Source organism: Snodgrassella alvi (assembly GCF_040741455.2).
Lineage (GTDB): Bacteria > Pseudomonadota > Gammaproteobacteria > Burkholderiales > Neisseriaceae > Snodgrassella > Snodgrassella alvi_E.
The window spans coordinates 642474-665798 of the sequence record NZ_CP160328.2; the positions used below are offsets into that span (position 1 = coordinate 642474).

At 41.9% G+C, this 23325-nt stretch carries 23 protein-coding genes and 1 tRNA gene; 15 read left to right on the forward strand and 9 right to left on the reverse strand.

Features of this window, described 5'->3' with window-relative positions:
* Positions 1-3: 3 nt before the first annotated feature.
* The 6 genes from ABU615_RS02985 to gshA form a co-directional block, all read right to left on the reverse strand.
* Positions 4-933, reverse strand: a complete 930-nt coding sequence (locus tag ABU615_RS02985) for a DMT family transporter (protein WP_370389185.1) — start codon at positions 931-933, stop codon at positions 4-6.
* 205 nt (positions 934-1138) lie between these two features.
* Positions 1139-2065: an AEC family transporter gene (locus ABU615_RS02990; RefSeq protein ID WP_370389186.1), complete on the reverse strand. Its 927-nt coding sequence runs from the start codon at positions 2063-2065 to the stop codon at positions 1139-1141.
* Between the two features lie 110 nt (positions 2066-2175).
* Positions 2176-2583, reverse strand: a complete 408-nt coding sequence (locus ABU615_RS02995; RefSeq protein WP_367487653.1) for a diacylglycerol kinase — start codon at positions 2581-2583, stop codon at positions 2176-2178.
* 48 nt (positions 2584-2631) lie between these two features.
* Positions 2632-3606, reverse strand: coding sequence for a glutathione synthase (gene gshB, locus ABU615_RS03000; RefSeq protein WP_370389342.1), 975 nt, complete (start codon positions 3604-3606; stop codon positions 2632-2634).
* A 60-nt stretch (positions 3607-3666) separates the two neighbouring features.
* A complete protein-coding gene (gene trpS, locus ABU615_RS03005; RefSeq protein WP_370388146.1) occupies positions 3667-4677 on the reverse strand; it encodes a tryptophan--tRNA ligase in 1011 nt (336 codons plus the stop codon).
* Positions 4678-4776: 99 nt separating this feature from the next.
* Positions 4777-6138: a glutamate--cysteine ligase gene (gshA, locus tag ABU615_RS03010; protein ID WP_367644492.1), complete on the reverse strand. Its 1362-nt coding sequence runs from the start codon at positions 6136-6138 to the stop codon at positions 4777-4779.
* 282 nt (positions 6139-6420) lie between these two features.
* Between gshA and leuC the strand changes: the two genes are divergently transcribed.
* The 12 genes from leuC (at position 6421) to ABU615_RS03070 (ending at position 16897) form a co-directional block, all read left to right on the forward strand.
* Positions 6421-7827: a 3-isopropylmalate dehydratase large subunit gene (gene leuC, locus ABU615_RS03015; RefSeq protein WP_367487650.1), complete on the forward strand. Its 1407-nt coding sequence runs from the start codon at positions 6421-6423 to the stop codon at positions 7825-7827.
* A 95-nt stretch (positions 7828-7922) separates the two neighbouring features.
* Entirely contained in the window at positions 7923-8048 is a 126-nt protein-coding gene (locus ABU615_RS03020; protein ID WP_100141289.1) for an entericidin A/B family lipoprotein, read from the forward strand.
* Between the two features lie 18 nt (positions 8049-8066).
* A complete protein-coding gene (locus ABU615_RS03025; RefSeq protein ID WP_100141290.1) occupies positions 8067-8207 on the forward strand; it encodes an entericidin A/B family lipoprotein in 141 nt (46 codons plus the stop codon).
* Positions 8208-8275: 68 nt separating this feature from the next.
* Complete coding sequence (gene leuD / locus ABU615_RS03030) at positions 8276-8917, forward strand: 3-isopropylmalate dehydratase small subunit (RefSeq protein ID WP_100152041.1); 642 nt, start codon at positions 8276-8278, stop codon at positions 8915-8917.
* A 93-nt stretch (positions 8918-9010) separates the two neighbouring features.
* Positions 9011-10081 carry a 3-isopropylmalate dehydrogenase gene (gene leuB / locus ABU615_RS03035; protein WP_370387404.1) on the forward strand — a complete coding sequence of 357 codons (1071 nt, stop codon included), beginning with the start codon at positions 9011-9013 and terminating at the stop codon, positions 10079-10081.
* Positions 10082-10190: 109 nt separating this feature from the next.
* On the forward strand, positions 10191-11486 hold the full coding sequence (locus ABU615_RS03040) for a PqiA/YebS family transporter subunit (protein WP_367487646.1): 1296 nt from the start codon (positions 10191-10193) through the stop codon (positions 11484-11486).
* Positions 11487-11496: 10 nt separating this feature from the next.
* Complete coding sequence (pqiB, locus tag ABU615_RS03045; RefSeq protein WP_370389187.1) at positions 11497-13146, forward strand: intermembrane transport protein PqiB; 1650 nt, start codon at positions 11497-11499, stop codon at positions 13144-13146.
* A complete protein-coding gene (locus ABU615_RS03050) occupies positions 13146-13679 on the forward strand; it encodes a membrane integrity-associated transporter subunit PqiC (protein ID WP_367487638.1) in 534 nt (177 codons plus the stop codon). The genes pqiB and ABU615_RS03050 overlap by 1 nt, the downstream gene beginning before the upstream one ends.
* 282 nt (positions 13680-13961) lie before the next feature.
* Positions 13962-14207: a hypothetical protein gene (locus ABU615_RS03055; protein ID WP_370389188.1), complete on the forward strand. Its 246-nt coding sequence runs from the start codon at positions 13962-13964 to the stop codon at positions 14205-14207.
* A gap of 233 nt (positions 14208-14440) precedes the next feature.
* On the forward strand, positions 14441-15541 hold the full coding sequence (gene aroC, locus ABU615_RS03060; RefSeq protein WP_367487632.1) for a chorismate synthase: 1101 nt from the start codon (positions 14441-14443) through the stop codon (positions 15539-15541).
* Between the two features lie 113 nt (positions 15542-15654).
* The gene (locus tag ABU615_RS03065; RefSeq protein WP_370386981.1) at positions 15655-16086 is read left to right on the forward strand and encodes a ProQ/FINO family protein; all 432 of its coding nucleotides are present in this window, start codon (positions 15655-15657) and stop codon (positions 16084-16086) included.
* A 46-nt stretch (positions 16087-16132) separates the two neighbouring features.
* Complete coding sequence (locus ABU615_RS03070) at positions 16133-16897, forward strand: TatD family hydrolase (protein ID WP_370389189.1); 765 nt, start codon at positions 16133-16135, stop codon at positions 16895-16897.
* Between the two features lie 213 nt (positions 16898-17110).
* Here the strand turns inward: ABU615_RS03070 and ABU615_RS03075 are convergent, their stop codons facing one another.
* Positions 17111-19090 carry a ligand-gated channel protein gene (locus ABU615_RS03075; RefSeq protein WP_367487629.1) on the reverse strand — a complete coding sequence of 660 codons (1980 nt, stop codon included), beginning with the start codon at positions 19088-19090 and terminating at the stop codon, positions 17111-17113.
* 313 nt (positions 19091-19403) lie between these two features.
* Positions 19404-19496: transfer RNA gene (locus ABU615_RS03080), tRNA-Ser, on the reverse strand.
* 475 nt (positions 19497-19971) lie between these two features.
* Here ABU615_RS03080 and eno point away from each other — a divergent pair.
* From eno to ABU615_RS03095, 3 genes are all read left to right on the forward strand, one after another.
* Positions 19972-21255: a phosphopyruvate hydratase gene (gene eno / locus ABU615_RS03085; RefSeq protein WP_370389190.1), complete on the forward strand. Its 1284-nt coding sequence runs from the start codon at positions 19972-19974 to the stop codon at positions 21253-21255.
* Positions 21256-21288: 33 nt separating this feature from the next.
* A complete protein-coding gene (gene ftsB, locus ABU615_RS03090) occupies positions 21289-21609 on the forward strand; it encodes a cell division protein FtsB (protein ID WP_267391102.1) in 321 nt (106 codons plus the stop codon).
* A 262-nt stretch (positions 21610-21871) separates the two neighbouring features.
* Complete coding sequence (locus ABU615_RS03095; protein WP_367487627.1) at positions 21872-22252, forward strand: STAS/SEC14 domain-containing protein; 381 nt, start codon at positions 21872-21874, stop codon at positions 22250-22252.
* Positions 22253-22332: 80 nt separating this feature from the next.
* On the opposite strand, the gene ABU615_RS03100 is transcribed toward ABU615_RS03095, so the two are convergent.
* The gene (locus ABU615_RS03100; protein ID WP_370389191.1) at positions 22333-23031 is read right to left on the reverse strand and encodes an alpha/beta fold hydrolase; all 699 of its coding nucleotides are present in this window, start codon (positions 23029-23031) and stop codon (positions 22333-22335) included.
* Between the last annotated feature and the right edge of the window lie 294 nt (positions 23032-23325).

Here is a 23325-nt window from a genome sequence, read left to right on the forward strand (position 1 = left end):
CAACTAAATATCTGCTTGATTTTTACGCATATAGAGATTATTCATTATTAATGCTATAAGCGTAATTACCATTCCCAAAACTTCAATATACGAAACATGATGCCCTTGCAAAAGGCCAATAATGTACGATATAACGGGTACCAAATTAACAAATAAAACTCCATTGATTGTGCCAAGCGCTTTAATGCCTGCATTCCAACTGATAATCACTAAAGTAGTTATAACCAAAATAAAAATATCAAATTTACTGGCTGCCATTGCCTGAAAATTTGGATAACTGGCGTAACCTAATAATGTTGCCGCTATAGTAATGAATATTATACTCAATGTTCCTAAAGAAGAGCTTAACGCAGTAACACGTAAAGCACTCCAGCCATATACTGAAATCATAATATTGGCAAAATAGGTATATATTACCCAGCAGATAGTGGCCGCCAATAGTAGCAAATCGCCGATAAAGCTAGATGAAGCCCTCAAATGACTAAAATTACCATTAGTAATTACCAAAACAATACCAGTAAAAGCTAATAGCATGCAGAAACTAGTTTTAGAATCGGGGAAGCTACGATGAATAATGCATGTTAGCGCAAGCGATAATAAAGGCATCAGAGCTAATATAATCGTTGCATGTTCTGCTGAAGAATAACCTATTCCAATAAACGTGAGAAAATTTAGACCTGCAAAGCCGATACTTCCAAAAAACCAGAGTAACAAGGTTTTACCTTCAGTTTGATAACTTTTTTTACCTTCTAGAATGATTAAAATCACACTGACAAGCACTGCCCCCAAAACATAACGAATGAAAGTAAGATAATAGCCATCAATACCTGAAGATACGGCATGTTTGGATGCGGGATACATAATTCCCCAACCAATTACCGTAATCAATAGATATATAATACTTTTGCAACTAAATTGTCTGTTAATACCCATGTCTTTTATCCTGAAATAAATTGTATTGCATATTGTTATAATTCATTTCAAGTAAAAGAACATTATAGAGCGAGTAATAAGTCTTGTTACATAAAGTAACATCAGACAACATTAAGATCCAGAAAACCAACAACAGGTTTGTAATTGATTCTGATAAGCGTATATCGAATATACATTTATTTGCATCTCTCGCTACTCAAATTGATTACAGATTCATAACCGGCGGCTGCACCAGCATCAGCACTATCGGCAAGGTAATCAAGCTTAATACCGTACTGAAAAAAGTAGCAGAAGAAACTAGTTGTGGTTTGGTGTTGAACTGTACAGACATCAATGTGGTATTGGCTGCTGTCGGCATGGCAGCAAGAACAATTAATATTTTTTTCGCCATCAGGTCTAGCGGCATAGAATACACCAGCAGTACAGCCCACAAAGGCGATACTATCAATCGGAGTATCAACGCAAAGCTTATTTTGGGCAGTTCAATCTGCTTAATATGTAATGTAGCCAGCTGCATACCCAAAATAAGCATAATAACAGGAATGGAAGAATCTCCTATCATTCCCACAGCCAGCAGTATTTCTTTACTGAGTGGAATATGCAGTATCTGAAATGTCAAACCCAACAAAGCACCATATACAATCGGCATGCGTAAGACTTTTTTCAAAACCGTGAGCTGGCTGATGCCTTCAACATCATCGCTGCCTTTTGCTGCAAAATAAGTGCCTAATGTACTCATAACAAACTGTTGCAGTACCATCAGAATCACAGCGATATCAAAACCGGCACTCCCGAAAAATACCAGAATCACCGGTGTACCGTAGTTTCCATTATTCATAAAACATGATGCCAAAATCAGGGCGCAATTATCCTGATTGCGGTAATGACAAATTTTCGACCACAGATACACCAGGGCAATCAGTCCGATACACAAAATCAATACATAGAAAGCATAATATGCATAAGCAGAAGTAAGCTGATGGCTGTAAAACGTTTTGAAGGCCAGAAAGGGAGAAAGAATATACAAAGACATTTTCGATAATCCGGCTATATCGAATTTAAGGATTTTCTGACCGATGAATCCAGTAACAAAAATTCCGAAAACCGGTAATAAAATCATCAGAAAATGCATAATCTATCCTTACCGCTAAACAGATATCGGATTGTCAATATGTCTGAAGAATTTTTAGAAATTCTTAATCTGGCAGCGCTCGTATATAATGGCAGCAATGTGACTATGGTTTAAAACCAGTTAACCAGATAATCTCGCCACAGCGCCAGCACCCATAAAATTGCCAGTAGTAACATGGTTAATAATTGAGCAGCCGATGCTGTATCCTTAGCCCGTTTGGCCAGCGGATGTTTTGCCAACGAAGTATGGTCCACAGCTGCTTCAATAGCCGTATTAAAGAGCTCTACAATCCAGCTTAAAAACGAAGCCATAATTAAAACCATACGCGTCAGGATGCCAAAATCCAATACAAAAACCAGCACAATCAAAATTCCATTTAACCACAACAGCTGACGAAAAGCCGATTCGCTGCAAGCCGCTTTCAAACCAGCCAGAGAGTAACCATAGGCGTTGAATATGCGGCGTATACCGGTTCTACCTTTAATAGTATTGGCATACTGCTTATTATTTTCCGGCATGATAATATTATTGTCCTTTTAAAATCGGATATGGCTGCACAAGATTTATTAAAGCGGGGAACCATATAAACGTGCAGCTTCTTCAACGGCATCGGCAAATATAGCAGCCACATCACAGTCAGTTTGCTTGCTAATTTCTTGAAAACCAGTCGGACTGGTAACATTGATTTCCGTCAGATAATCACCAATCACATCCAGTCCAGCCAGCAGAATACCTCTGCGTACCAGTTCCGGAGCCAACGTTTCAGCAATTTGCCTATCTCGTTCACTCAATGGCTGCGCCACGCCATGGCCACCTGCAGCCAGATTGCCTCGTGTCTCGCCCTGCTGTGGAATACGTGCCAATGCATAGGGAACAACTCGCCCACCAATAATTAATATGCGTTTATCGCCATGAACAATTTCAGGAATATAACGCTGTACCATGATTGTACGGCTGTCTAAACGCATCAGCATTTCCAGAATACTGCTGATATTAGGGTCATTCTTCTGCAAGCGGAAAATCCCCATACCCCCCATACCATCCAGCGGCTTAATAATGATATCGTGGTACTCATGCAAAAAAGCACGCACATCTGCTGCACGGGTAGTGACCAAAGTCGGAGCAGTAAACTCTGTAAAATCTAAAATAGCTAGTTTTTCATTGAAATCGCGCATAGCCTGCCCGCTGTTATAAACACGGGCACCTTGTTTGGCGGCTAAAGTCAGCAGTTGAGTCGCATATAAATACTGCATATCAAACGGCGGGTCAGTACGCATGATCACTGCATCAAAAATGTTTAGCCGATATTGCTGTTGAGACAAAGGACTAAACCAGCAGTGGTCATGATCATCTCTGGCTTCGGTAAAGCCAAATTCGCTAGCCTCTGCCACAACATATCCTTGCTGCACACTTAGCTGACTGGCTAATGTGTGAAACAATGTCCAGCCTCGTGCAGCCATTTCCCTCATCATGGCATAAGTGGTGTCTTTATAAGTTTTGAAGCCAGACATTGGGTCGGCTATAAACAGGATTTTCATTATGTTTACCTACAGATAATTTAACCGGCTCAAAATTTACTTTCAGCCGGTTAAACCAGTACTTTATTTTAATGAACGAATGCCTACTGCTTCACGTACTTCCTCTAGCAGCGGTTTTGCCTGTGCACGTGCTTTTACCGCACCTGCCTGCAAAATATCCTCAATCAAAGTGGGCTCTGCCATTAGCTGAGTAAAACGCTCACGCTTTTCAGCCATCTCTTCATTGATTTTTGTTGCTAGCATTTTTTTAGCTTCGCCCCAAGCCAGACCTTCAGCAAGCATCTGAGTAAAGCTGCTCGTTTCTGTCGGTGTAGAGAAAGCTTTATAAATATCAAACAGGGGGCTTTCATCTGGCTGTTTCGGTTCGCCCGGTTCTTTCAGATTGGTAACAATCTTATTTACCGCTTTCTGCAATTTCTTTTCCGGTTCAAATAATGGAATGGTATTACCGTAACTTTTGCTCATTTTTCGGCCATCCAGACCAACCAATGTTTCCACATTGTCATCTATTTGAGCTTCGGGCAAAGTAAACAAAGGCTTGAAACGATGATTGAAACGGCCTGCTATATCACGCGCCATTTCCAGATGCTGAATCTGATCACGCCCTACCGGTACCTTATCGGCATTAAATATCAGAATATCTGCACTCATGAGCATCGGATAACAGAAAAGCCCCATTTCAATGCCGTGATCTAGGTCCTCCTGTCCTTTTTCAGCATTTTCCTGTACGGCTGCTTTATACGCATGGGCACGGTTCATTAGTCCCTTAGCTGTATTGCAGGTCAGAATCCAGTTCAGTTCCATTACTTCGGGAATATCAGTCTGACGGTAAAAAGTTGTACGCTCAGGATCAAGACCACAGGCCAGCCATGTTGCAGCTACAGCTTTGGTTGATTCGTGAACTTTTTCCGGATCATGACATTTAATTAAAGCATGATAATCAGATAAAAAAAGGAAAGATTCCACATCTGGATTCTGGCTCGCCTGAATAGCCGGACGAATAGCACCCACATAATTACCCAGATGCGGTATGCCGCTGGGTGTAACACCAGTTAAAACGCGCGTTTTTTTCATTATGAATCGTACTTTATAAAATTAATATTATTTTGAAACAAAATTTTCTGCTTACTCTAAATAACGTTGCAGAGAGAAAGTCTGAATGATAGAAGTAAATCAAACTGCTAGCTCAGGCATATTTTCCAGCTCTATAGCTGCAGCCAGCAACGATAATCTGGCCAGTACACCATACACATAAAGACGGACACTTTCACAATCACTGGCCTGACTAACATTCTCTGTCTGCACGATACCCAATTGTTCCCATGGCTGAAATTCGCGTTTGCTAGCAGCATCTTCTTCCGTAATCTCAGTTTCCGGTGAGACAATATTGCAGTGTAATGGCACAAAATGCATACCCATAGCATTCAGATTTTCGTCTGGTCCGCGTCCCTCATGCACACGGTAAAAGCCACCGATTACAAACCGGTCCATCATATAAACCACAGGTTCTGCGGTAGCACCATGCAGTGTTTCATAAGTATAAATACCTTCCTGCACAATCACTTCACTGACTTCCAGACCTTCTTTGATTTTAGCCATTTTATTGCGTTTTTTGCGATTGAGGCCACGCACCTCATCTGCCGAATGAACACTCATCACTCCCATACCATAAGTACCGGCGTCGGCTTTAACAATCACAAACGGTTTATCCTGAATGCCCAGTTCATCATATTTATTCTGAATACGTTGTAAGAGACGTTCCACAGTATCTGCCAGACGGTTTTCACCTTCGTGGCTGGCAAAATCTAAACCACTACATACTTCATAATATGGATTAATCGTCCACTCATCTATGCCTGCCAGTTTGGCAAACTCTGCTGCCACCTGATTATATGCATGAAAATGAGTACTTTTTCGCCTCGTGGTCCAGCCCGCTTTTAATGGTGGCAATAGTTTCTGTTCCAGCCCCTGTAGAATATCTGGTACGCCTCCTGACAAATCATTGTTTAGCAAAATCATACAAGGAGTGAAACCATCTGCTAGCTGTAATCGATTACCCTGCCGCAATACTGGCTCGAGTGTAATGTGGTCACCAAGCGCCGTTTCTAGTGTGGTAATCTGAGTGATTTCGGGATTAATTGTACCAATTCGCACATTTAATCCCACATGACGCAATATAGAATAGAGTGCGTAAACATTTTGCAGATAAAAAGTATTGCGCGTATGGTTTTCAGGTATCAGCAAAACAGACTGTGCTTCTGCACAGGCACGTTCCACTGCATCCTGTGCCGCTACAGAAGCCAAAGGCAAAAAAACAGGATTCAGGTTATTAAAACCACCTGGAAACAGATTCATATCAATACTGGCAAGTTTATATCCGCTGTTACGAATATCCACCGAACCGTAAAAAGGAGCGTGGTGATGTCGCCATTGGGTACGAAACCATGATTCAATCTGCGTCTGTTTGGCTAAAATTGCCCGTTCAAAATTCTGCAATTCCAAGCGATGCGCTGCGGCCACATCAGGTAAACTCATATTTCAGTCCTTTCTACATATATATGCTGCATTACTTAGTGCATATAGTGGTCATTATTATAACAACAAACGCCAGATTAACAGAAAACAGCAACTATAATCGTTTTCACACAGACATTCAGGTCATCCACACTTATAAAAAATAGACAATAAGTCCAAAAATATTCATTTAATTACATTCAAATCTGAATATTTTATATTTTTAGACAAAATGCTTGTAAATCCTTCTTAACAGTATTAAGATGCTTCACACATAAAACATAACAAAACAAAGCTAGTACAATGAATGCACAAACCCTGTATGAAAAACTGTGGAATAGCCATATTGTCCAACAACAGGCTGATGGCACAGTTTTACTCTATATCGACCGCCATCTAGTACATGAAGTCACCAGCCCGCAAGCTTTTGAAGGACTGAAGCTGGCTCATCGGCCATTGTGGCGCGAGCAAAGTATAGTTGCTACTGCTGATCACAACACCCCTACAGACCACTGGGACAAAGGCATCACCGATCCTATTTCCAAGCTTCAGGTCAATACACTGGATAAAAACATACACGACTTTGGTGTAGAAAAATATTATCCATTCAAAAATATCAATCAGGGTATTGTGCACGTAGTAGGCCCCGAACAAGGCGCCACTTTACCAGGTATGACAGTAGTCTGCGGAGATTCACACACGTCCACCCATGGTGCTTTTGGTGCGCTGGCTCATGGCATCGGTACATCAGAAGTAGAACACGTCATGGCCACACAGTGTATTACTGCCAAAAAATCAAAAACCATGCTGATTGAAATTACCGGCAGGCTAAAACCTTGTATAACCGCCAAAGATATTGCTTTATATATTATTGGCCAGATAGGTACTGCCGGAGGCACTGGTTATGCAATTGAATTCGGCGGTGAAGCAATCCGCAATTTATCAATGGAAGGTCGAATGACCCTTTGCAACATGGCCATCGAAGCAGGAGCCCGTTCAGGCCTTGTAGCAGTTGACCAAACCACAATCGATTACATCAAAGATCGCCATTTCGCACCTAAACGTGAATTATGGGAGCAGGCTGTTAGTTACTGGAAAACACTGGTCTCAGATGCAGGAGCCAGCTTTGATAAAACTTATCATTTTAATGCGGAGGACATCGAACCACAGGTTACATGGGGAACCTCACCAGAAATGGTAATTGCAGTAAATCAACAAGTGCCCGACCCTGACGCAGAAACGGATCCAGTAAAACGGGAGGGTATGCAGCGGGCACTGCAATATATGGGCTTAACTGCCGGTACACCAGTCAATGAAATTCCAGTTGATGTTGTATTTATTGGTTCATGCACCAACGGAAGAATTGAAGATTTACGCATTGCTGCCCAAGTAGCGAAAGGACGACATAAGGCAGATAATGTTAATCGGGTATTAATAGTACCCGGCTCAGGAAGAGTCAAACAACAAGCTGAAGCAGAAGGGCTGGATAAAATTTTTACAGCCGCAGGTTTTGAGTGGCGTGAACCAGGCTGCTCAATGTGCTTGGCTATGAATGCAGATCGATTACAGCCACATGAACGTTGTGCTTCAACTTCCAATCGTAACTTTGAGGGCCGTCAAGGCAACGGCGGTCGCACTCATCTGGTCAGCCCTGCCATGGCAGCAGCTGCAGCAGTCACTGGCCATTTTACTGATGTGCGACACATATAAAGTGAATAACTTGCAGTTTTAAGCCAGCAAGTGCATGATAAGCATGTAGTTCTGATTGAATGTGTTAATTATTATCTTTGTTGAAGGAGTAAGGCATGAAAAAAATGTTGTTAATTGCTGCAATGGTTATGGCTGTACTCTCTGGTTGTCACACAATTCATGGCGTAGGACAAGACGTCCGTGCTGGGGGTCAGCATCTGTCCAACGCAGCTAGTCGATAATATTACAAGGATAAAACCATGAAAAAACTGATGCTCTTAAGCGTTGCCATTGTTGGTTTTCTGGCTGGTTGTCATACAGTTTCCGGCGTTGGTCGTGATATTTCTGCCGGTGGTCAGGCAGTAAGTAATGCTTCAGACAACGTACGCTCAGAAATGTAACTGCATGCAAGCCCGACAGGGCTTGCACTAAATTCAATCATTAACTACACACATACTGAATCACCCGCATGAAATCTTTTACAACTCTTACGGCTCTGGTAGCACCGCTTGACCGCGCTAATGTAGACACAGATGCCATTATTCCTAAACAATTTTTAAAATCAATCAAACGCAGTGGTTTCGGCCCAAATGCTTTTGATGAGTGGCGTTATCTTGATCACGGTGAACCGGGTATGGACAACAGCAAACGTCCCTTGAATCCGGATTTTGTACTCAATCAGCCACGTTATCAGGGTGCACACATTCTGCTGACCCGTAAGAATTTTGGTTGTGGTTCAAGCCGCGAACACGCACCATGGGCTCTAGATGATTACGGTTTTCGTGCCATCATTGCACCATCTTTTGCAGATATTTTTTTCAACAACTGCTATAAAAACGGTCTATTACCTATAATTTTGCCCGAAGAAGTAGTGGATCAACTTTTTCATGAAGTTACTTCTCATGAAGGCTATCAGCTCAGCATCAATCTGCCCGAACAAACCGTTACCACACCCAGCGGTCATCATTACTATTTCGATATCACCGAACACCGCAAACATTGTCTCCTCAATGGTCTGGATGAAATCGGCCTGACCTTGCAACATGCGGATGCTATAAAAGCTTATGAAAGCAGCCACAAACAACAACAACCATGGCTGTATCAGTCCTGACTCCATAGAAACCTGTTTCGTTTTCATACACTAAAAATAAATTATTACTGAGTGCCAATCAGTGGCAGTCAGACAACATTCAGAAAGAATAAAATGAGTAAACACCTTGCTATTCTTCCGGGGGATGGAATCGGTCCGGAAATTATTGCTCAGGCCGTCCGTGTTTTAGACAAACTGATTGCAGAAGGACTAGATGCAGATTATCAATATGCTCCATTAGGGGGTGCTGCCTATGATGAATACGGCCATCCTTATCCAGAATTTACTCAAAAAATCTGCCGCGCTGCAGACGCAGTGTTGCTTGGTGCAGTCGGTGGTCCACAGTACGACAGCCTTGAACGCCCACTGCGTCCCGAACGCGGACTACTTGCCATCCGAAAAGATCTCAACTTATTTGGCAATCTACGTCCAGCCATACTCTATCCTGAGCTGGCCAATGCTTCTACCCTAAAACCAGAAGTAGTATCTGGTCTAAATATTTTGATTGTGCGTGAACTAACCGGCGATATCTATTTTGGCGAACCACGCGGCATTCATACCTTGCCAAATGGCGAACGCGAAGGTATTAACACCATGCGTTACAGCGAAAGTGAAATTCGCCGTATCGGTAAAATTGCCTTTGAGGCAGCACAAAAACGCAATAAAAAACTTTGTTCAGTAGATAAGGCCAATGTATTGGAAACCACCGAGTTGTGGCGTGAAATCATGGCCGATATGAGTAAAGATTACCCTGATGTCAGCCTTAGCCACATGTATGTCGACAATGCAGCCATGCAACTTGTAAAAGCGCCTAAGCAATTTGACGTTATTGTAACGGGTAACATATTTGGCGACATTCTTTCCGATCAAGCTTCTATGCTGTCCGGTTCCATAGGTATGCTCCCTTCAGCATCGCTCAACGAAACAGGTAAAGGCATGTATGAACCGTCACATGGTTCTGCACCCGATATTGCTGGCAAAAATTTGGCCAATCCGCTTGCCACCATTCTTTCACTAGCGATGCTGATGCGTTACAGCCTAAATAATGAGCAAGCCGCATTTAGAATCGAACAAGCAGTAGGCAAAGTATTGGCACAAGGGCTACGTACTGGTGACATCTATGAAGAAGGCTGCCAGCGTGTTTCATGCAGCCAAATGGGTGATGCTGTACTGGCTGCACTATAAGTCAATTGCACAAGCGCTTCAAATTACGTATATTTAACTTAACAGAGCATGCCAACTCTCTGTTAAGTTATTTTTTGTACAGCTGTTTTCTTTACTGAAATCGAATATCTTGAGCTACCGTTTAATACAACCAGCGCAACATCAAACTACAAACCTGCCTGCCGGCAGCTTGCCCGCACATCATGTTGGCTGTCCTTGCTGTGGCTTGTCATTAACCATTCCTGCTCTAATACCTGGCGAATCTGCCGAATGTCCGCGCTGCCAGCAGCGACTGGTTCGCATAGAAACCCACCCTCTTGATACTCCGATAGCCTTTGCCATCGCCTCACTAATTATCATGACAATTGTATATACACAACTGTACATGACTATCGACATGCTTGGCATTCATGTTGACCTTACCATTCCCTATATAATGGGTACTTTAGCCCAGCAGGACTATTCAATACTGGCAGAAGTAATGTTTTTTCTCACTTTTGGTTCACCAGTTCTGTTTCTACTGCTGTGCCTGTACGTATATACCGGACTACGTTATCAGCAAGTTCTACCTGGTATGCTGTACGCCACAAGAACACTAGTACGCCTGCGTCATTGGATTATGATAGACGTGTTTTATATAGCCACACTGGTGTCATACATTAAAATCAGTGCCATGGCACAAATGCATTTTGGGTTGGCATTCTGGTTTATGATGGTTTTAGCTATTCTACTGATTCGCACTTCTCAAGGCGTACCTGAACATTGGATTTTTTATCAGATACAGCGACTTACTGGAAACGATCCTACCAGACAAATCTTCAGCGACCACACCATTAATTGCAATTACTGCTTGTTTGAACAACCAGATACCCAAAATGTCTGCGGCGTGTGTGGCTCTTATCTGAGCCGGCGCAAACCTCTCAGCCTCAGTATCAGCATGTCCTTTTTATTGGCTGCCATTATTTTCTATATACCGGCCAATTTATTACCAATGATGATCACTCGTTCTCCAGGTACCAATCTTGCCAGCACCATTCTTGATGGTATCGAATACATGTGGAGTGACGGAGATGTATTTATCGCCGTCGTTATATTCAGTGCCAGTATGGCCATTCCTGTGCTTAAAATCATTTCTATGCTGATACTGCTTTATTCAGCAGCCTATCACCCGCTGATGTCCCCTCGCCGTTTAACCATTCTATATCGCATTACTGAATCAATTGGACGCTGGTCTATGATTGATATCTTTGTAGTAATCATACTGATGTCCGCATTCTCTACACCACTTGCCCACGTGGCGCCGGGTTCAGCTACCATATATTTCTGCGGCGTAGTAATCCTGACCATGGTCTCGGCACTTAGTTTCGATCCACGCTTAATCTGGGATGATCAAAACAACAAGCCCAGCATCAAAACAGCGCAATAAGGCATACATCATGAGCCAAACCGAAAACGAAAACGAAAACGAAACAACGCAAACTACAGCAATTGTAAAGCATAAACCTCCATTCAATGTACTGGTATGGATTATTCCTGCCCTAGCCTTACTCACTGGCGCATGGCTACTCATACAACATCTTCGCCATACAGGACCGGAAATTACCTTATATATCAATGATGCTGATGGAATTGCAATCAACTCAACAGAAATTAAAGTATTAAATGTTACGGTAGGCAAAGTCACATCAATCAGCATCAGTCCGGATGAAAAAGGTGTACAAATCAAAGCCAAAATGAATGCCGATGTCAAAAATATGCTGCGTAAAGATACACAGTTTTGGATAGTCAAACCACGCATCGATCAAAGCGGCATCACCGGACTGAACACGCTGGTATCGGGTTCCTATATTGCCTTTACGCCTGGGCACAGCAAAGAAAAAGCTGAAACGTTTACCGTAGCAGATTTACCACCTGTTAGCGCCATTTCTCAGAGCGGAATCCGTCTGCGCCTGAAGGGTCACAGTGACAAACTGCTTACCCCCGGCAGCCCTGTTTTATATGGTGATATCAGTGCCGGCCAGATAGAAAAGGCCTATTTTGATCCCAAAGACAACAACGTTCACTACCAAATATATATCAACAGCCCTTACGACAGCCTTATTGGTGATAAAGTCAAATTTTGGCTCCAAACCGGTGTGCAGGTTACCGCATCTGGCGGCGGCGTCCATATCGACTCAGCACCATTACCTGCTCTTTTATCCGGTGCCATCGTATTTAAAACTATGTTTGAAGGCAAAGGTACACCTGTAGGCAATAATACAGAATTTACTCTATACAACAGCGAACGAGAACTAGACAACCTGCCTACCAAACGCGCCCAATATTACGTTGTTTTCTTCCAGCAATCCGTACGTGGCTTAAGTGTCGGGGCTCCAGTAGAGTATCAAGGCATTAATATTGGTTCCGTTGCCGACGTACCCTATTTTGCACTCAATGACAGCCATAAACTCTTTCAGCATGGCTGGGTACCCGTCCGGCTGCGTATCGAACCCGGGCGCATGGAAATTAATGCCAGTAAACAAGATGACAAAATCTGGCAGCAGCAAATTCAGCAGGCACTTAATCACGGTCTTTCTGCCTCGCTAGAAAAAGACAACTTAATCACTGGTAATCAATACATCAGCCTCACACAGGCTCAACCGGGGGAAACACTGCTCAAACCGCTCACACGCTATCAGGGATACACCGTTATCGGCAGCAATCGAACCGGATTAGATATGATTCAGAATCAACTTTCTGCCTTACTGACAAAACTCAATAACCTACCGATAGAACATTCCATGAAACAGCTGGACAGCACACTAGCACAGCTAAAAACCACACTAGCCACCGCAGACAAACTGCTGGCACAGAATAAAACCCAGCAACTACCAGCAGAGCTTACCGCTACCTTGAAAGAATTGCGCACCACTCTGCAAGGTGTTTCCAGCACATCCCCACTTTATGGTGATATTCAGCAAACCCTGAAAAGTATAGATACAACTCTTAAAGAAGCACAGCCAACCTTGAAAACCCTCAGACAGCAACCAAACGCCCTTATCTTCAACCGTCGCGGTCATGATCCTGAACCTAAAGGAGCCAGATAATGAAAATCATACTATCACTTGTATGCACTGCTGCTCTGACCCTCACCGCGTGTGCTGGCACACCAGTGACCTATTATCAACTACCAGGCAGCAATTATCAGTTGCCCACCACAAGCCAGCGAATACCGGTACAGATAAAAGTTGTTCTGGCAGAACGACTCAATCAAGGTAATCTAGTGTATCAAGATACTCCAACCACCCTTCAATTTGCGCAGACACATTTATGGGCAGACGACTTGAGCAACGAAATCAAACTGGTTCTGGCTAATGAACTAAACAAAAAAAGCGTGCGATATTGGTTTACACCAGAAAACAAAACCAAAGCCACACTCACCGTATATATCCAATCTTTTCAGGGTAGCTATGATGGCTATATAAACATCAATGGTTACAGCAGCTGGCAAGGTGTAACTGAAAACAACAAAAATTTCAATATCCATATTCCGCAGCAAGGTAATGGCTACAGCAACATGGTTAATGCATTAGCACAGGGACTATCTAACGTAGCACAAACCATCGCCCCTGCTGACTAAATTTATTTTCTCTTATCATCCGCACAAATTCGGCCAGTAAAACTATTGTTTAACTGGCCGAAATGCTTAATCGATTGTTTAAAAACATTGACTACACTAATTCATATTATCTATAACTTCAGTTAGAGCAAACCGCAGAATGTCAACCGATGGTATAACTGAAAAATTAAATTAAAAAATTCCTGCGAAAGAAAATCAGTCTATTTAAAGCATCAAACATTTTCATCGCCAGACAAAAAGAAAGATTTATAATAAAACACTTAATTCTTTTGAAAAAAAGCCATGAAACCTTTTATCGTTTCACAGATAGCCTGCTTCTTACTTTGTGCCTGTAGCATAGGAGTGCCTTCCAACGTCGCCATAGGTATAGGCGGAGGTAATCATAATTTCGGACTAGGCACTTCAATATATTTTCCTATTAAAACCAAGCCAATACCTGCAGAACCGCCTGCCATAGCAGGTACCGAAAAAAGCAGCCCTCCTACTCCCACTCCATCTGCTTCAAACAAGAAACATCCAGCAAGATAGCCTGTTTGGCTCTACTGGCATTGAACTTAACAATCAATAAAACATAAACAAAATACCAAAGAGATAGACACCGCAAACTCAAAAACACTTCCAAATCATGTAAATTCATAACAACATCAATACCTATACCACAAAAACAAAATAGCTTTTAGACAAATTATGCCTAAACCGTATAAACCGTGCTAAACTCAACAGCAACTTAAATTAATTACTCAAAAATCAGAGTAAAACCTATGGCTGGCAATACTTTCGGGCAAATTTTTACTGTTACCACCTTTGGTGAAAGCCATGGTGCCGCACTTGGTTGCGTGATAGATGGGTGTCCGCCTGGAATGAACCTAAGTGAATTTGATATTCAGCAAGATCTAGACAGACGCAAACCGGGCACTAGCCGCCATGTCACTCAGCGTCGTGAAGAAGATACTGTCGAAATACTTTCTGGTATATTTGAGGGCAAAACCACTGGTACACCAATCGGATTATTAATCAGAAACACCGATCAGCGTAGTAAAGATTATGGCGCAATTGCCCAAAGCTTTCGCCCCGGACATGCTGACTACACTTACTGGCACAAATACGGTATTCGCGATTTTCGTGGTGGTGGGCGTAGCTCGGCTCGCGAAACTGCCGCTCGAGTCGCTGCTGGTGCCATTGCAAAAAAATGGCTACGCGAACATTATCAAACTGAAATCGTTGCCTATATTACCCAAATTGGCGAAAAAAAAATACCATTCGAAAACGAAAGTTTTATAAACAACAATCCCTTTTTCGCTGCCAATCAGAGCCAGATTGAAGAACTGGAACAATACATGGACAGCATCCGCAAAGCCTGCGACTCTATCGGAGCTAAACTGCATGTTACTGCCCGTAATGTTCCAGTAGGTTTAGGCGAACCTGTATTTGATCGACTGGATGCCGATATAGCCCATGCCATGATGAGCATCAACGCTGTAAAAGGTGTTGAAATCGGAGCCGGATTTGAAAGTATTTGCCAAAAAGGCAGCGAACATGGAGACGAACTGACACCAGAAGGCTTTCTATCCAACAATGCTGGCGGTATACTGGGCGGAATTAGCAGTGGCCAAGATATTCACATTAATCTAGCCATCAAGCCTACCAGCAGCATCGCCACACCGCGACACTCTATCGACATTCATGGTCAACCAGTTATACTCGCCACCCATGGTCGCCATGATCCGTGTGTAGGTTTACGTGCCGCGCCGATTGCTGAAGCTATGCTTGCACTGGTATTGATAGATCATGCATTACGCCATCGAGCCCAGAATGCGGATATACAGGTAAATACACCAAATATTGCCCATCATAACCGATAGTCCACCAATATCTAGATGTAATTTTTATAGCCATCCATACATGTAATGAACTGAATCATCAACTGATTAATTCCAATTACTAAAGTGGCCGTAAACAACAAGGAAGTAACTATATGAGTCAAGAAACCGCTTTGGGTGCAGCCCTCAAATCAGCTGTACAAACCATGAGCAAGAAAAAACAAACTGATATGATTGCCGAACATATCTACCGTAAGTACGACGTATTCAAACATTTCAAACCATTGGCAATTGGTATTGATCAGGACTTAATCACAGCACTGCCACAATATGATCCAGCATTGATTGCGCGTGTTCTAGCTAATCACTGTCGCCGGCCACGTTATATCAAATCTTTGGCACGCGGCGGTAAACGCTTTGACCTGAATAACCGCTTCAAAGGTGAAGTTTCACCAGAAGAACAAGCCATTGCTAAGCAACATCCCTCGATGCAAACAGCCAAACCAGTTGCCGACAATACTTCAATCACTGAAAAAGAAGTTTCAGAACCTGGCCAAAGTATCGATAGCGAACAAGCACAAAACTAATACCTCATATTTAACACACGAGCTTCATGCTCGTGTTTTTCATATCATGCTCTTCGATAGCCACTGCCACCTTAACCATAGCCCACTTATTGAGAACCTGACTCAAGTGCTGCAGCTGGCTGCCGAAAAAAACATCAGCCACTTCCTCGTGCCAGCAACCAATCCTGACGACTGGATACCCTCCCTTAATTTGGCACAATCTCAACCTTACATATACGCAGCAATCGGCATTCATCCATGGTATTTAGACAGCTTTAGCGATACTGCAATCGACAATCTGGAAAAATTGCTGCTTCAGCATTCACAAGCCTTAATTGGCGAAATTGGACTTGATTATGTCCATGCTGAAAATATAAATGATAAAAACCAACAAATTAACTGTTTCGAAGCCCAATTACAATTGGCCAAAACAACTCAGCGACCAACAATCATTCATCATGTACATGCTACAGCTGACTGTTTGCGCAGCATTAAACGCTGTGGTTTTACTAATGGAGGTATTGCACATGCATTTTCTGGAAGCATAGAAGAAGCGCAGGCATGGATTAAACAGGGTTTTCTAATTGGTGTCGGTTCTCTGCTTTTGCGCCCACAGGCTAAAAAAATACGCCAAATCGCCACATTGCTTCCTTTACAGCATCTGGTCATCGAAACAGATGCACCCTATATGTCCCCTAACCCTCAACACAGCAACAGTCCTGAGCATTTACTTCAGATAGCTAAAATCATAGCCAACTTGCGTAACATGCATTGGCAGGATATCGCCGCTATCACCACTCAAAATATGTTTAAATTATTAAATATAAATTAAACTCTTATTTACAAAGATAATGTATTTAATCACTCATCTGGTACAGCCAGATCTTACTTAAATGCAATGAATTATAATTTCCAAACATGCTACACCCCGATTCCTCTGTAATTTTATGCATTTATTATTAAAATAAAGAACCCGCAGATAAACTAAATCATTTAAAATTAAACAAGGGGAAAATCTCCCCCTTGTTTAACTAAAATACTTAGATTAAAAATTGACTTGTGCACTGATATTATAGCGGCGTCCATCCAAAGTACGGCCATAATCTTGCTGATCAACTCTTTTATCAAAAATATTATAAATCCCACCACTCAGAATCAAATCTTTCCGAGGTTTATATACCAGTCCAGTATCCACAAAACCATAAGAAGGCTTACCAATCGCCATAGAAGTACGTGACAAATAATCTGAAGTACGACTGCGGAAATTCCAGCGCGCCCAACTAGAAAATTTTGTATTCGCATTCCAATTCAGCGTGGTATTGAACATATGTTTCGGCATCTCATTTAGCGGTTTACCACTAAACTGCCCACTTTTTTGCTCACTCCGAGTAAAAGTATAATTGGCAGACCAATCTACTTTAGGCGTAATTTTCCAGTCAAAAGTTGCCTCAATACCGCGCAAGAGCGCCTTATCCACATTTTCACGCTGACTGATAAAATCAAAATACTCATTTCGCCATGAGCAAGCATTTGAACCAGCCTTGCCCTGACAAGTACGTACTTCTGTTATTTTATTTTTAAATTTAGTGTGATAAGCAGTCACCCCGCCGGACAAATTACGGTTATTATCCCAATTAAAACTGATTTCAAAATTATCTGATTTTTCTGGTTTCAATTTAGAATTACCCACAATCATCCCATTAGAATAACCACCACCAGTTGCCTGTCCCCAGCCATCTGACGCAGCGCGTAACGCCGGCGCCTTGTAGCCACGGGAATATCCTCCTTTAATCGTCCATTTTTCATTCGGCGTCCATACCCCATACAACTTCGGTGTTAACTCCGAACCATAATTTTCATCATGATCAAGACGTGCCGCACCAGTTAAAGCAAAAGTTGGCACAATACGCCACTCATCCTGTCCAAAAACTGCCCAGGAATCACGCTCTAGTTTTGTTAACCTTCGTCCATTAATAATCAACTGATTACCGGAATCATTAAGCTGCTCTCGCTGCCATCTGCCACCAATACTTAGCGTATGCCGATGCAAGCGAAACTGAGTTTGCGTATTGAAAATAGTATTTTTTTCATGCATATCACGAGACGGGTTATCATTTTCCTCTCGCTGAACATATGATTGAGTATCAATATTTTCATAATATCCACGATGAGTGACACTATATTGATTACGGTCATACAGCGTATAGTCATCAGTTAGTTTAGCTCCGCGTCGCGGAGTCGGATCGATCGTTTTACCGACCTTACCATTACGATTCTGCAGACTGCGGCTGACTTCAAAATCAACCGTGTTACTATCATCAGGCGTCCAAGACAGCACAAAATCACCATTGCGCATACGCTGTTCTTTATAGCCACCAATAAACTTATCCTCATCCCGATGAGAATATCCTGCATTGGCTCGAATACCCAGACGCTCTTTAATCAGAGGACCGGAAACATACACACTACTTTGCAATATATTGCCACTATTGCTGTGCTGCTGAATCGTACCATCTGCTTTCACCGATCCTGTCCAGTCAGCAGCCGTTTTTTTCGTAATAATATTAATTACACCACCCATCGCATCAGAGCCATATAAAGCCGAAGCCGGTCCCCGAATCACTTCTATTCTCTGAATTGCAGATATGGGCGGCATCCACCCCTGTTCAATCCCCGGCCCATCAGAATTCGGGCGCACACCACGCGAATTTACACGCTTACCATCTATCAGCAACATCGTATACGCGCCTGACATACCCCTGATACTAATGTCCTTAGTACTGCCGCCACCGGTTATCACCACACCCGGAACATCTTGCAAAGCATCAGTCACATCATGGTACTCTTTAGTTTCCAGCTCCTTAGCATTAATTACTGTAATTGAAGCTGCAGCATTTTTTGCCTGTTGCTTAAAACCAGATGCAGTCACCACTACATCAGCCAAATCCGCCTCCGCGGCATATAATGGAGAAACCAAAGTAGGCAGAAGCGCCAGCGAAAAAGAATGATGGACGAGTTTGCGCATACAAAAATAGACTCCTGAAAATGATCACGCCAAAAAAAAACGCTTAAACTAAAGCGTTACATTTACATAATGATAATAATAATCATTATGTAATTTAACATAAATAAACAATAAAAGCATTAAATTTATTGACAAATCATCAATCAGAGCTACAACAAAGAAAGCAAGAATGACTATTTCAGCCTTAATGAGCGCAATCAGAAAGGCAGCCCAGCCCAGAAGATTCGATATTTTTATTTAAAACAAATCAGTTTTATTTATCTAAATGAGAATAAATAAAAAATCCCTGAATAAATCAGGGATTTTTCAAAAATGGCGGAGAGTAAGGGATTCGAACCCTTGATACAGGTTTTGCCCGTATACTCCCTTAGCAGGGGAGCGCCTTCGACCACTCGGCCAACTCTCCGTAGAGAAGTGCGAACTATACCCAATCGATGCTTTACTGTCAAACAATATTCACGGCAAAACAGCCAGAAATATTAGAACAATTTCTAACACACTAACAGTAAAAGATATTTTCTTTTCGAAAAAATCTATCATTAGCTTCATAATTTTATTACATAAAGCAAATACCTCCATAACATAGACAATTCCAGCAAAGCATCCATATCAAGCTAAAACTATCCCATTACAAATAGCAAAAACAGTATATTGTATTAACATAGCTACACGCTTAAAGGGTCAAAATTTGCTGCACTATACAAAAAAATGCTTTCCAAATTTCAGCCTGTCTTATCCAAGTGTAAATTACTCTGTTCTCATACCAAGGCTTCGGTATAATACCAAGCTTAATTACCTTAACCTGCTAATCATTGACAGGCCTGTTGTTTGTACAATTTATCGCACAACAATACAAAAATTTAAAAAATCTGGAGACTTGCATGAGTGCAATCATTGACATCTTTGCGCGTGAAATACTCGATTCACGTGGTAACCCAACAGTTGAATGTGATGTTTTACTAGAATCAGGCGTAATGGGCAGAGCCGCAGTACCGTCTGGTGCTTCAACCGGCGAAAAAGAAGCATTGGAACTGCGTGACGGAGACAAACAGCGTTATCTTGGTAAAGGGGTATTACACGCTGTAGAAAATGTTAATAATGAGATTGCACAAGCATTAATTGGCATCGATGCCAGCGAACAAAGCTACCTTGATCAGATTATGATTGATTTGGATGGTACCGAAAATAAGGGTCGTCTTGGAGCCAATGCTACTCTCGCCGTATCACTGGCTGTCGCCCGCGCCGCTGCAGAAGATGCTGGTTTACCTTTATACAGATACATCGGTGGAGCCGGACCCATGTCTATGCCCGTGCCCATGATGAATGTTATTAATGGAGGTGCACATGCCAACAACAGTTTGGATATTCAAGAATTCATGATTATGCCGGTAGGTGCAGAATCTTTCCGTCAAGCTCTGCGATGCGGTGCAGAAGTTTTCCACCAGCTGAAAAAATTATGCAACGACAAAGGAATGTCTACTTGCGTTGGTGATGAAGGCGGCTTCGCACCCGATCTGTCCAGCCATGAAGAAGCAATCAAGCTGATACTGTCTGCAGTAGAAGCCGCAGGCTATGAACCCGGCAAAGACATCGTTCTGGCTTTGGATTGTGCATCTAGTGAATTCTATAAAGATGGACATTACCATTTAACAGCAGAAGGACTGAACCTGACCAGTGCGCAATTTGCAGATTATCTTACAGAACTGGTGAACAAATATCCGATTGTCTCAATCGAAGATGGTATGAGTGAACACGATTGGGATGGCTGGAAATTATTAACAGAGCGATTAGGCAAAAAAGTACAGTTGGTAGGCGATGATTTATTTGTCACCAATCCCGCCATTTTAAGCGAAGGCATTGCTCAGGGACTAGCTAATTCATTACTCGTTAAAGTTAACCAGATTGGTACCTTATCAGAAACACTAAAAGCTGTAGATCTGGCGAAACGTTCAGGCTATACCAGTGTAATGAGCCATCGTTCAGGTGAAACTGAAGACAGCACAATTGCTGATTTAGCCGTGGGTACCAACTGCATGCAAATTAAAACTGGGTCCCTGTCACGCTCCGATCGAATCGCCAAATATAATCAATTGCTGCGAATTGAAGAAGAACTAGGTAGCGCTGCTTATTATCCAGGTAAAAAAGCCTTTTATCAGCTGGGCTAAAACGGATGTAGGCTAAACTGATAGGCAAATAAGATGAAGTGGGTAACCTGGGTACTGTTATTGGCACTGGCCAGTTTGCAATACGACCTGTGGATGGGACATGGCGGCTGGCAAGACATGTGGAAACTGGAAAAAAGTGTTGTTGCGCAAAATTCCAGTAATGAAGCATTGATACAACGCAATCGTGCCCTCACTGCTGAAGTTAAAGATCTTGCTGATGGAAAAGATGCAATCAACGAAATGGCTCGCGATAAACTGGGATATATACAAGAAGGCGAAGTATTTTACCGCTTTGTACCCTCTGGAACACTCACAACCATAACTGATACATCAGCCACCATACCCACAAGGTGACATACCAATAATTACCCAGATAAACAGCTTTCATTAATGAAAGCTGTTTTTATTAACAGATATGATATGTCATTTAATTTGTATCAAATCTAAATTTCATATTACCAAATTCAGTTGTATACCTACGACAGCTACAGGCCATTTCAGGTCGATATTAAAGCATAAAGCAGTAATATAGATAGCCAGTATATTTAACCATCAGTATGATGATATAGATCACAGGCGCACGTTACACATAAGTAGGAAATAAAAAGGCAGATAAATGATATCTATTCAGAAAACAAGTTACGGTCTCAAAGTTGTATTACATAACGACTTTACACTTAAAGACTTCAATCAACTGGAAGAAGCATTATTATCAGCCATTAATCAAAAACAACAGCCTGATTTATTGCTGGATTTGAGCCAAATGAAAGACTTTACCATCGATATGGCTCTAGAACATCTACGATTTTTACGCCAACATGCACATGACTTCGGCCGTACCGCTATCGTTGTTGAAGACATATGGATTCGGCTTGGTGCACGTTTTGCCAACTTATTGACATTACAACACCCAAAATACTTTAGTGAAATCGAACCAGCACAAAGATGGCTAGAGCAGAATGCTCAACCCACAACTGTTATTGGTAACAATCATTAAATGCATCCATTTAAATTGATATATTCTACTTTTACCAAATAAACCTATTCCAAAAATAATAAAATTTTTAGCATAATTAATCACAATAGGTTTATCCAATTAGAAATGGTCTGAGCAAGTACTTCCGGTTGCTCCAAGGGAATCATATGCCCGCTATTGTTAATAACTTTAAGGCTGGCCTGTGGTATAAATTCCTGCAACTCTTGTGCCTCATTCAAAGAGCGCATCTGATCCTGAGCTGCAGCAATAACCAGAGTTGGACAAGAAATTTTCTGGTCTGTTGGCGTTGCCCGATTGAGCAGCGACTGTCGTTTTAAAACCTCAAACCCCAAACGTTCACTCATACCACGAATACGAGCAATTAAATCCATATTATTCTGATTATCCGGACGCAAAGTCTGCATAATGGCTTTGTTTCCTAATCCTCGAAAATGTAAATGTTGCTGAATCTCTAATGTATTCAGCTTAGCCTTATGCTGTTCAGGAGTATCTTCACGTAATGACGATGCAATTAACACCAGAGCGGCAACCCGTTGCGGATATCTTGCAGCTAAAGCCCTTGCAACAAATCCACCTAGAGAAAAACCGATCAGTACAAACCGTTTCGGTGCAAAAGCAGCTATATTCTCCGCCATAGTTTCAATATTTTCACCCTTGGACAAGGAAGCACAGCATACAGATTGAGAAACAGGTAAACAAGATTTCATCTCATCCCATAATGTTTCATCCAGCATAAAGCCGGGAATACATACCCAGGGTAAAAAGCCTTGGTCGGACATTTTATAATTCACCATCAAAAAAATTATTTTTACAAATTAAATATCAGCTTAATTTCTACTCTGCCCACTAACAAATCAAAACAGGTATTTTGTATTCTGCACATAAATAAAAATACAGTAGGCTTAAGATATCAGTATTCTATATCAACTCAAGCTAAAGCATTTAAAGCAAAAACAGCGAGCCATTTTTCAAGATAACAATCATTAATTGTCTCTATTTCCCTAGCAAGCAGAAATACCATTACAAATACTCACTTTAGCAAGTAATTAGTATTTTCAACCAACGCTATCATC

Bases quoted from the DNA above. Each gene is read 5' to 3' on its own strand.
- ABU615_RS03070 (WP_370389189.1), top strand. From the start codon at position 16,133: ATGCTCTTCGATAGCCACTGCCACCTTAACCATAGCCCACTTATTGAG.
- ABU615_RS03065 (WP_370386981.1), top strand. From the start codon at position 15,655: ATGAGTCAAGAAACCGCTTTGGGTGCAGCCCTCAAATCAGCTGTACAA.
- leuC (WP_367487650.1), top strand. From the start codon at position 6,421: ATGAATGCACAAACCCTGTATGAAAAACTGTGGAATAGCCATATTGTC.
- ABU615_RS03020 (WP_100141289.1), top strand. From the start codon at position 7,923: ATGAAAAAAATGTTGTTAATTGCTGCAATGGTTATGGCTGTACTCTCT.
- ABU615_RS02995 (WP_367487653.1), bottom strand. From the start codon at position 2,583: ATGCCGGAAAATAATAAGCAGTATGCCAATACTATTAAAGGTAGAACC.
- ABU615_RS03100 (WP_370389191.1), bottom strand. From the start codon at position 23,031: ATGTCCGACCAAGGCTTTTTACCCTGGGTATGTATTCCCGGCTTTATG.
- trpS (WP_370388146.1), bottom strand. From the start codon at position 4,677: ATGAAAAAAACGCGCGTTTTAACTGGTGTTACACCCAGCGGCATACCG.
- leuB (WP_370387404.1), top strand. From the start codon at position 9,011: ATGAGTAAACACCTTGCTATTCTTCCGGGGGATGGAATCGGTCCGGAA.
- ABU615_RS03095 (WP_367487627.1), top strand. From the start codon at position 21,872: ATGATATCTATTCAGAAAACAAGTTACGGTCTCAAAGTTGTATTACAT.
- gshA (WP_367644492.1), bottom strand. From the start codon at position 6,138: ATGAGTTTACCTGATGTGGCCGCAGCGCATCGCTTGGAATTGCAGAAT.
- pqiB (WP_370389187.1), top strand. From the start codon at position 11,497: ATGAGCCAAACCGAAAACGAAAACGAAAACGAAACAACGCAAACTACA.
- ABU615_RS03055 (WP_370389188.1), top strand. From the start codon at position 13,962: ATGAAACCTTTTATCGTTTCACAGATAGCCTGCTTCTTACTTTGTGCC.
- aroC (WP_367487632.1), top strand. From the start codon at position 14,441: ATGGCTGGCAATACTTTCGGGCAAATTTTTACTGTTACCACCTTTGGT.
- leuD (WP_100152041.1), top strand. From the start codon at position 8,276: ATGAAATCTTTTACAACTCTTACGGCTCTGGTAGCACCGCTTGACCGC.
- ABU615_RS03050 (WP_367487638.1), top strand. From the start codon at position 13,146: ATGAAAATCATACTATCACTTGTATGCACTGCTGCTCTGACCCTCACC.
- ABU615_RS03075 (WP_367487629.1), bottom strand. From the start codon at position 19,090: ATGCGCAAACTCGTCCATCATTCTTTTTCGCTGGCGCTTCTGCCTACT.
- ABU615_RS02985 (WP_370389185.1), bottom strand. From the start codon at position 933: ATGGGTATTAACAGACAATTTAGTTGCAAAAGTATTATATATCTATTG.
- ABU615_RS03025 (WP_100141290.1), top strand. From the start codon at position 8,067: ATGAAAAAACTGATGCTCTTAAGCGTTGCCATTGTTGGTTTTCTGGCT.
- ABU615_RS02990 (WP_370389186.1), bottom strand. From the start codon at position 2,065: ATGCATTTTCTGATGATTTTATTACCGGTTTTCGGAATTTTTGTTACT.
- ftsB (WP_267391102.1), top strand. From the start codon at position 21,289: ATGAAGTGGGTAACCTGGGTACTGTTATTGGCACTGGCCAGTTTGCAA.
- eno (WP_370389190.1), top strand. From the start codon at position 19,972: ATGAGTGCAATCATTGACATCTTTGCGCGTGAAATACTCGATTCACGT.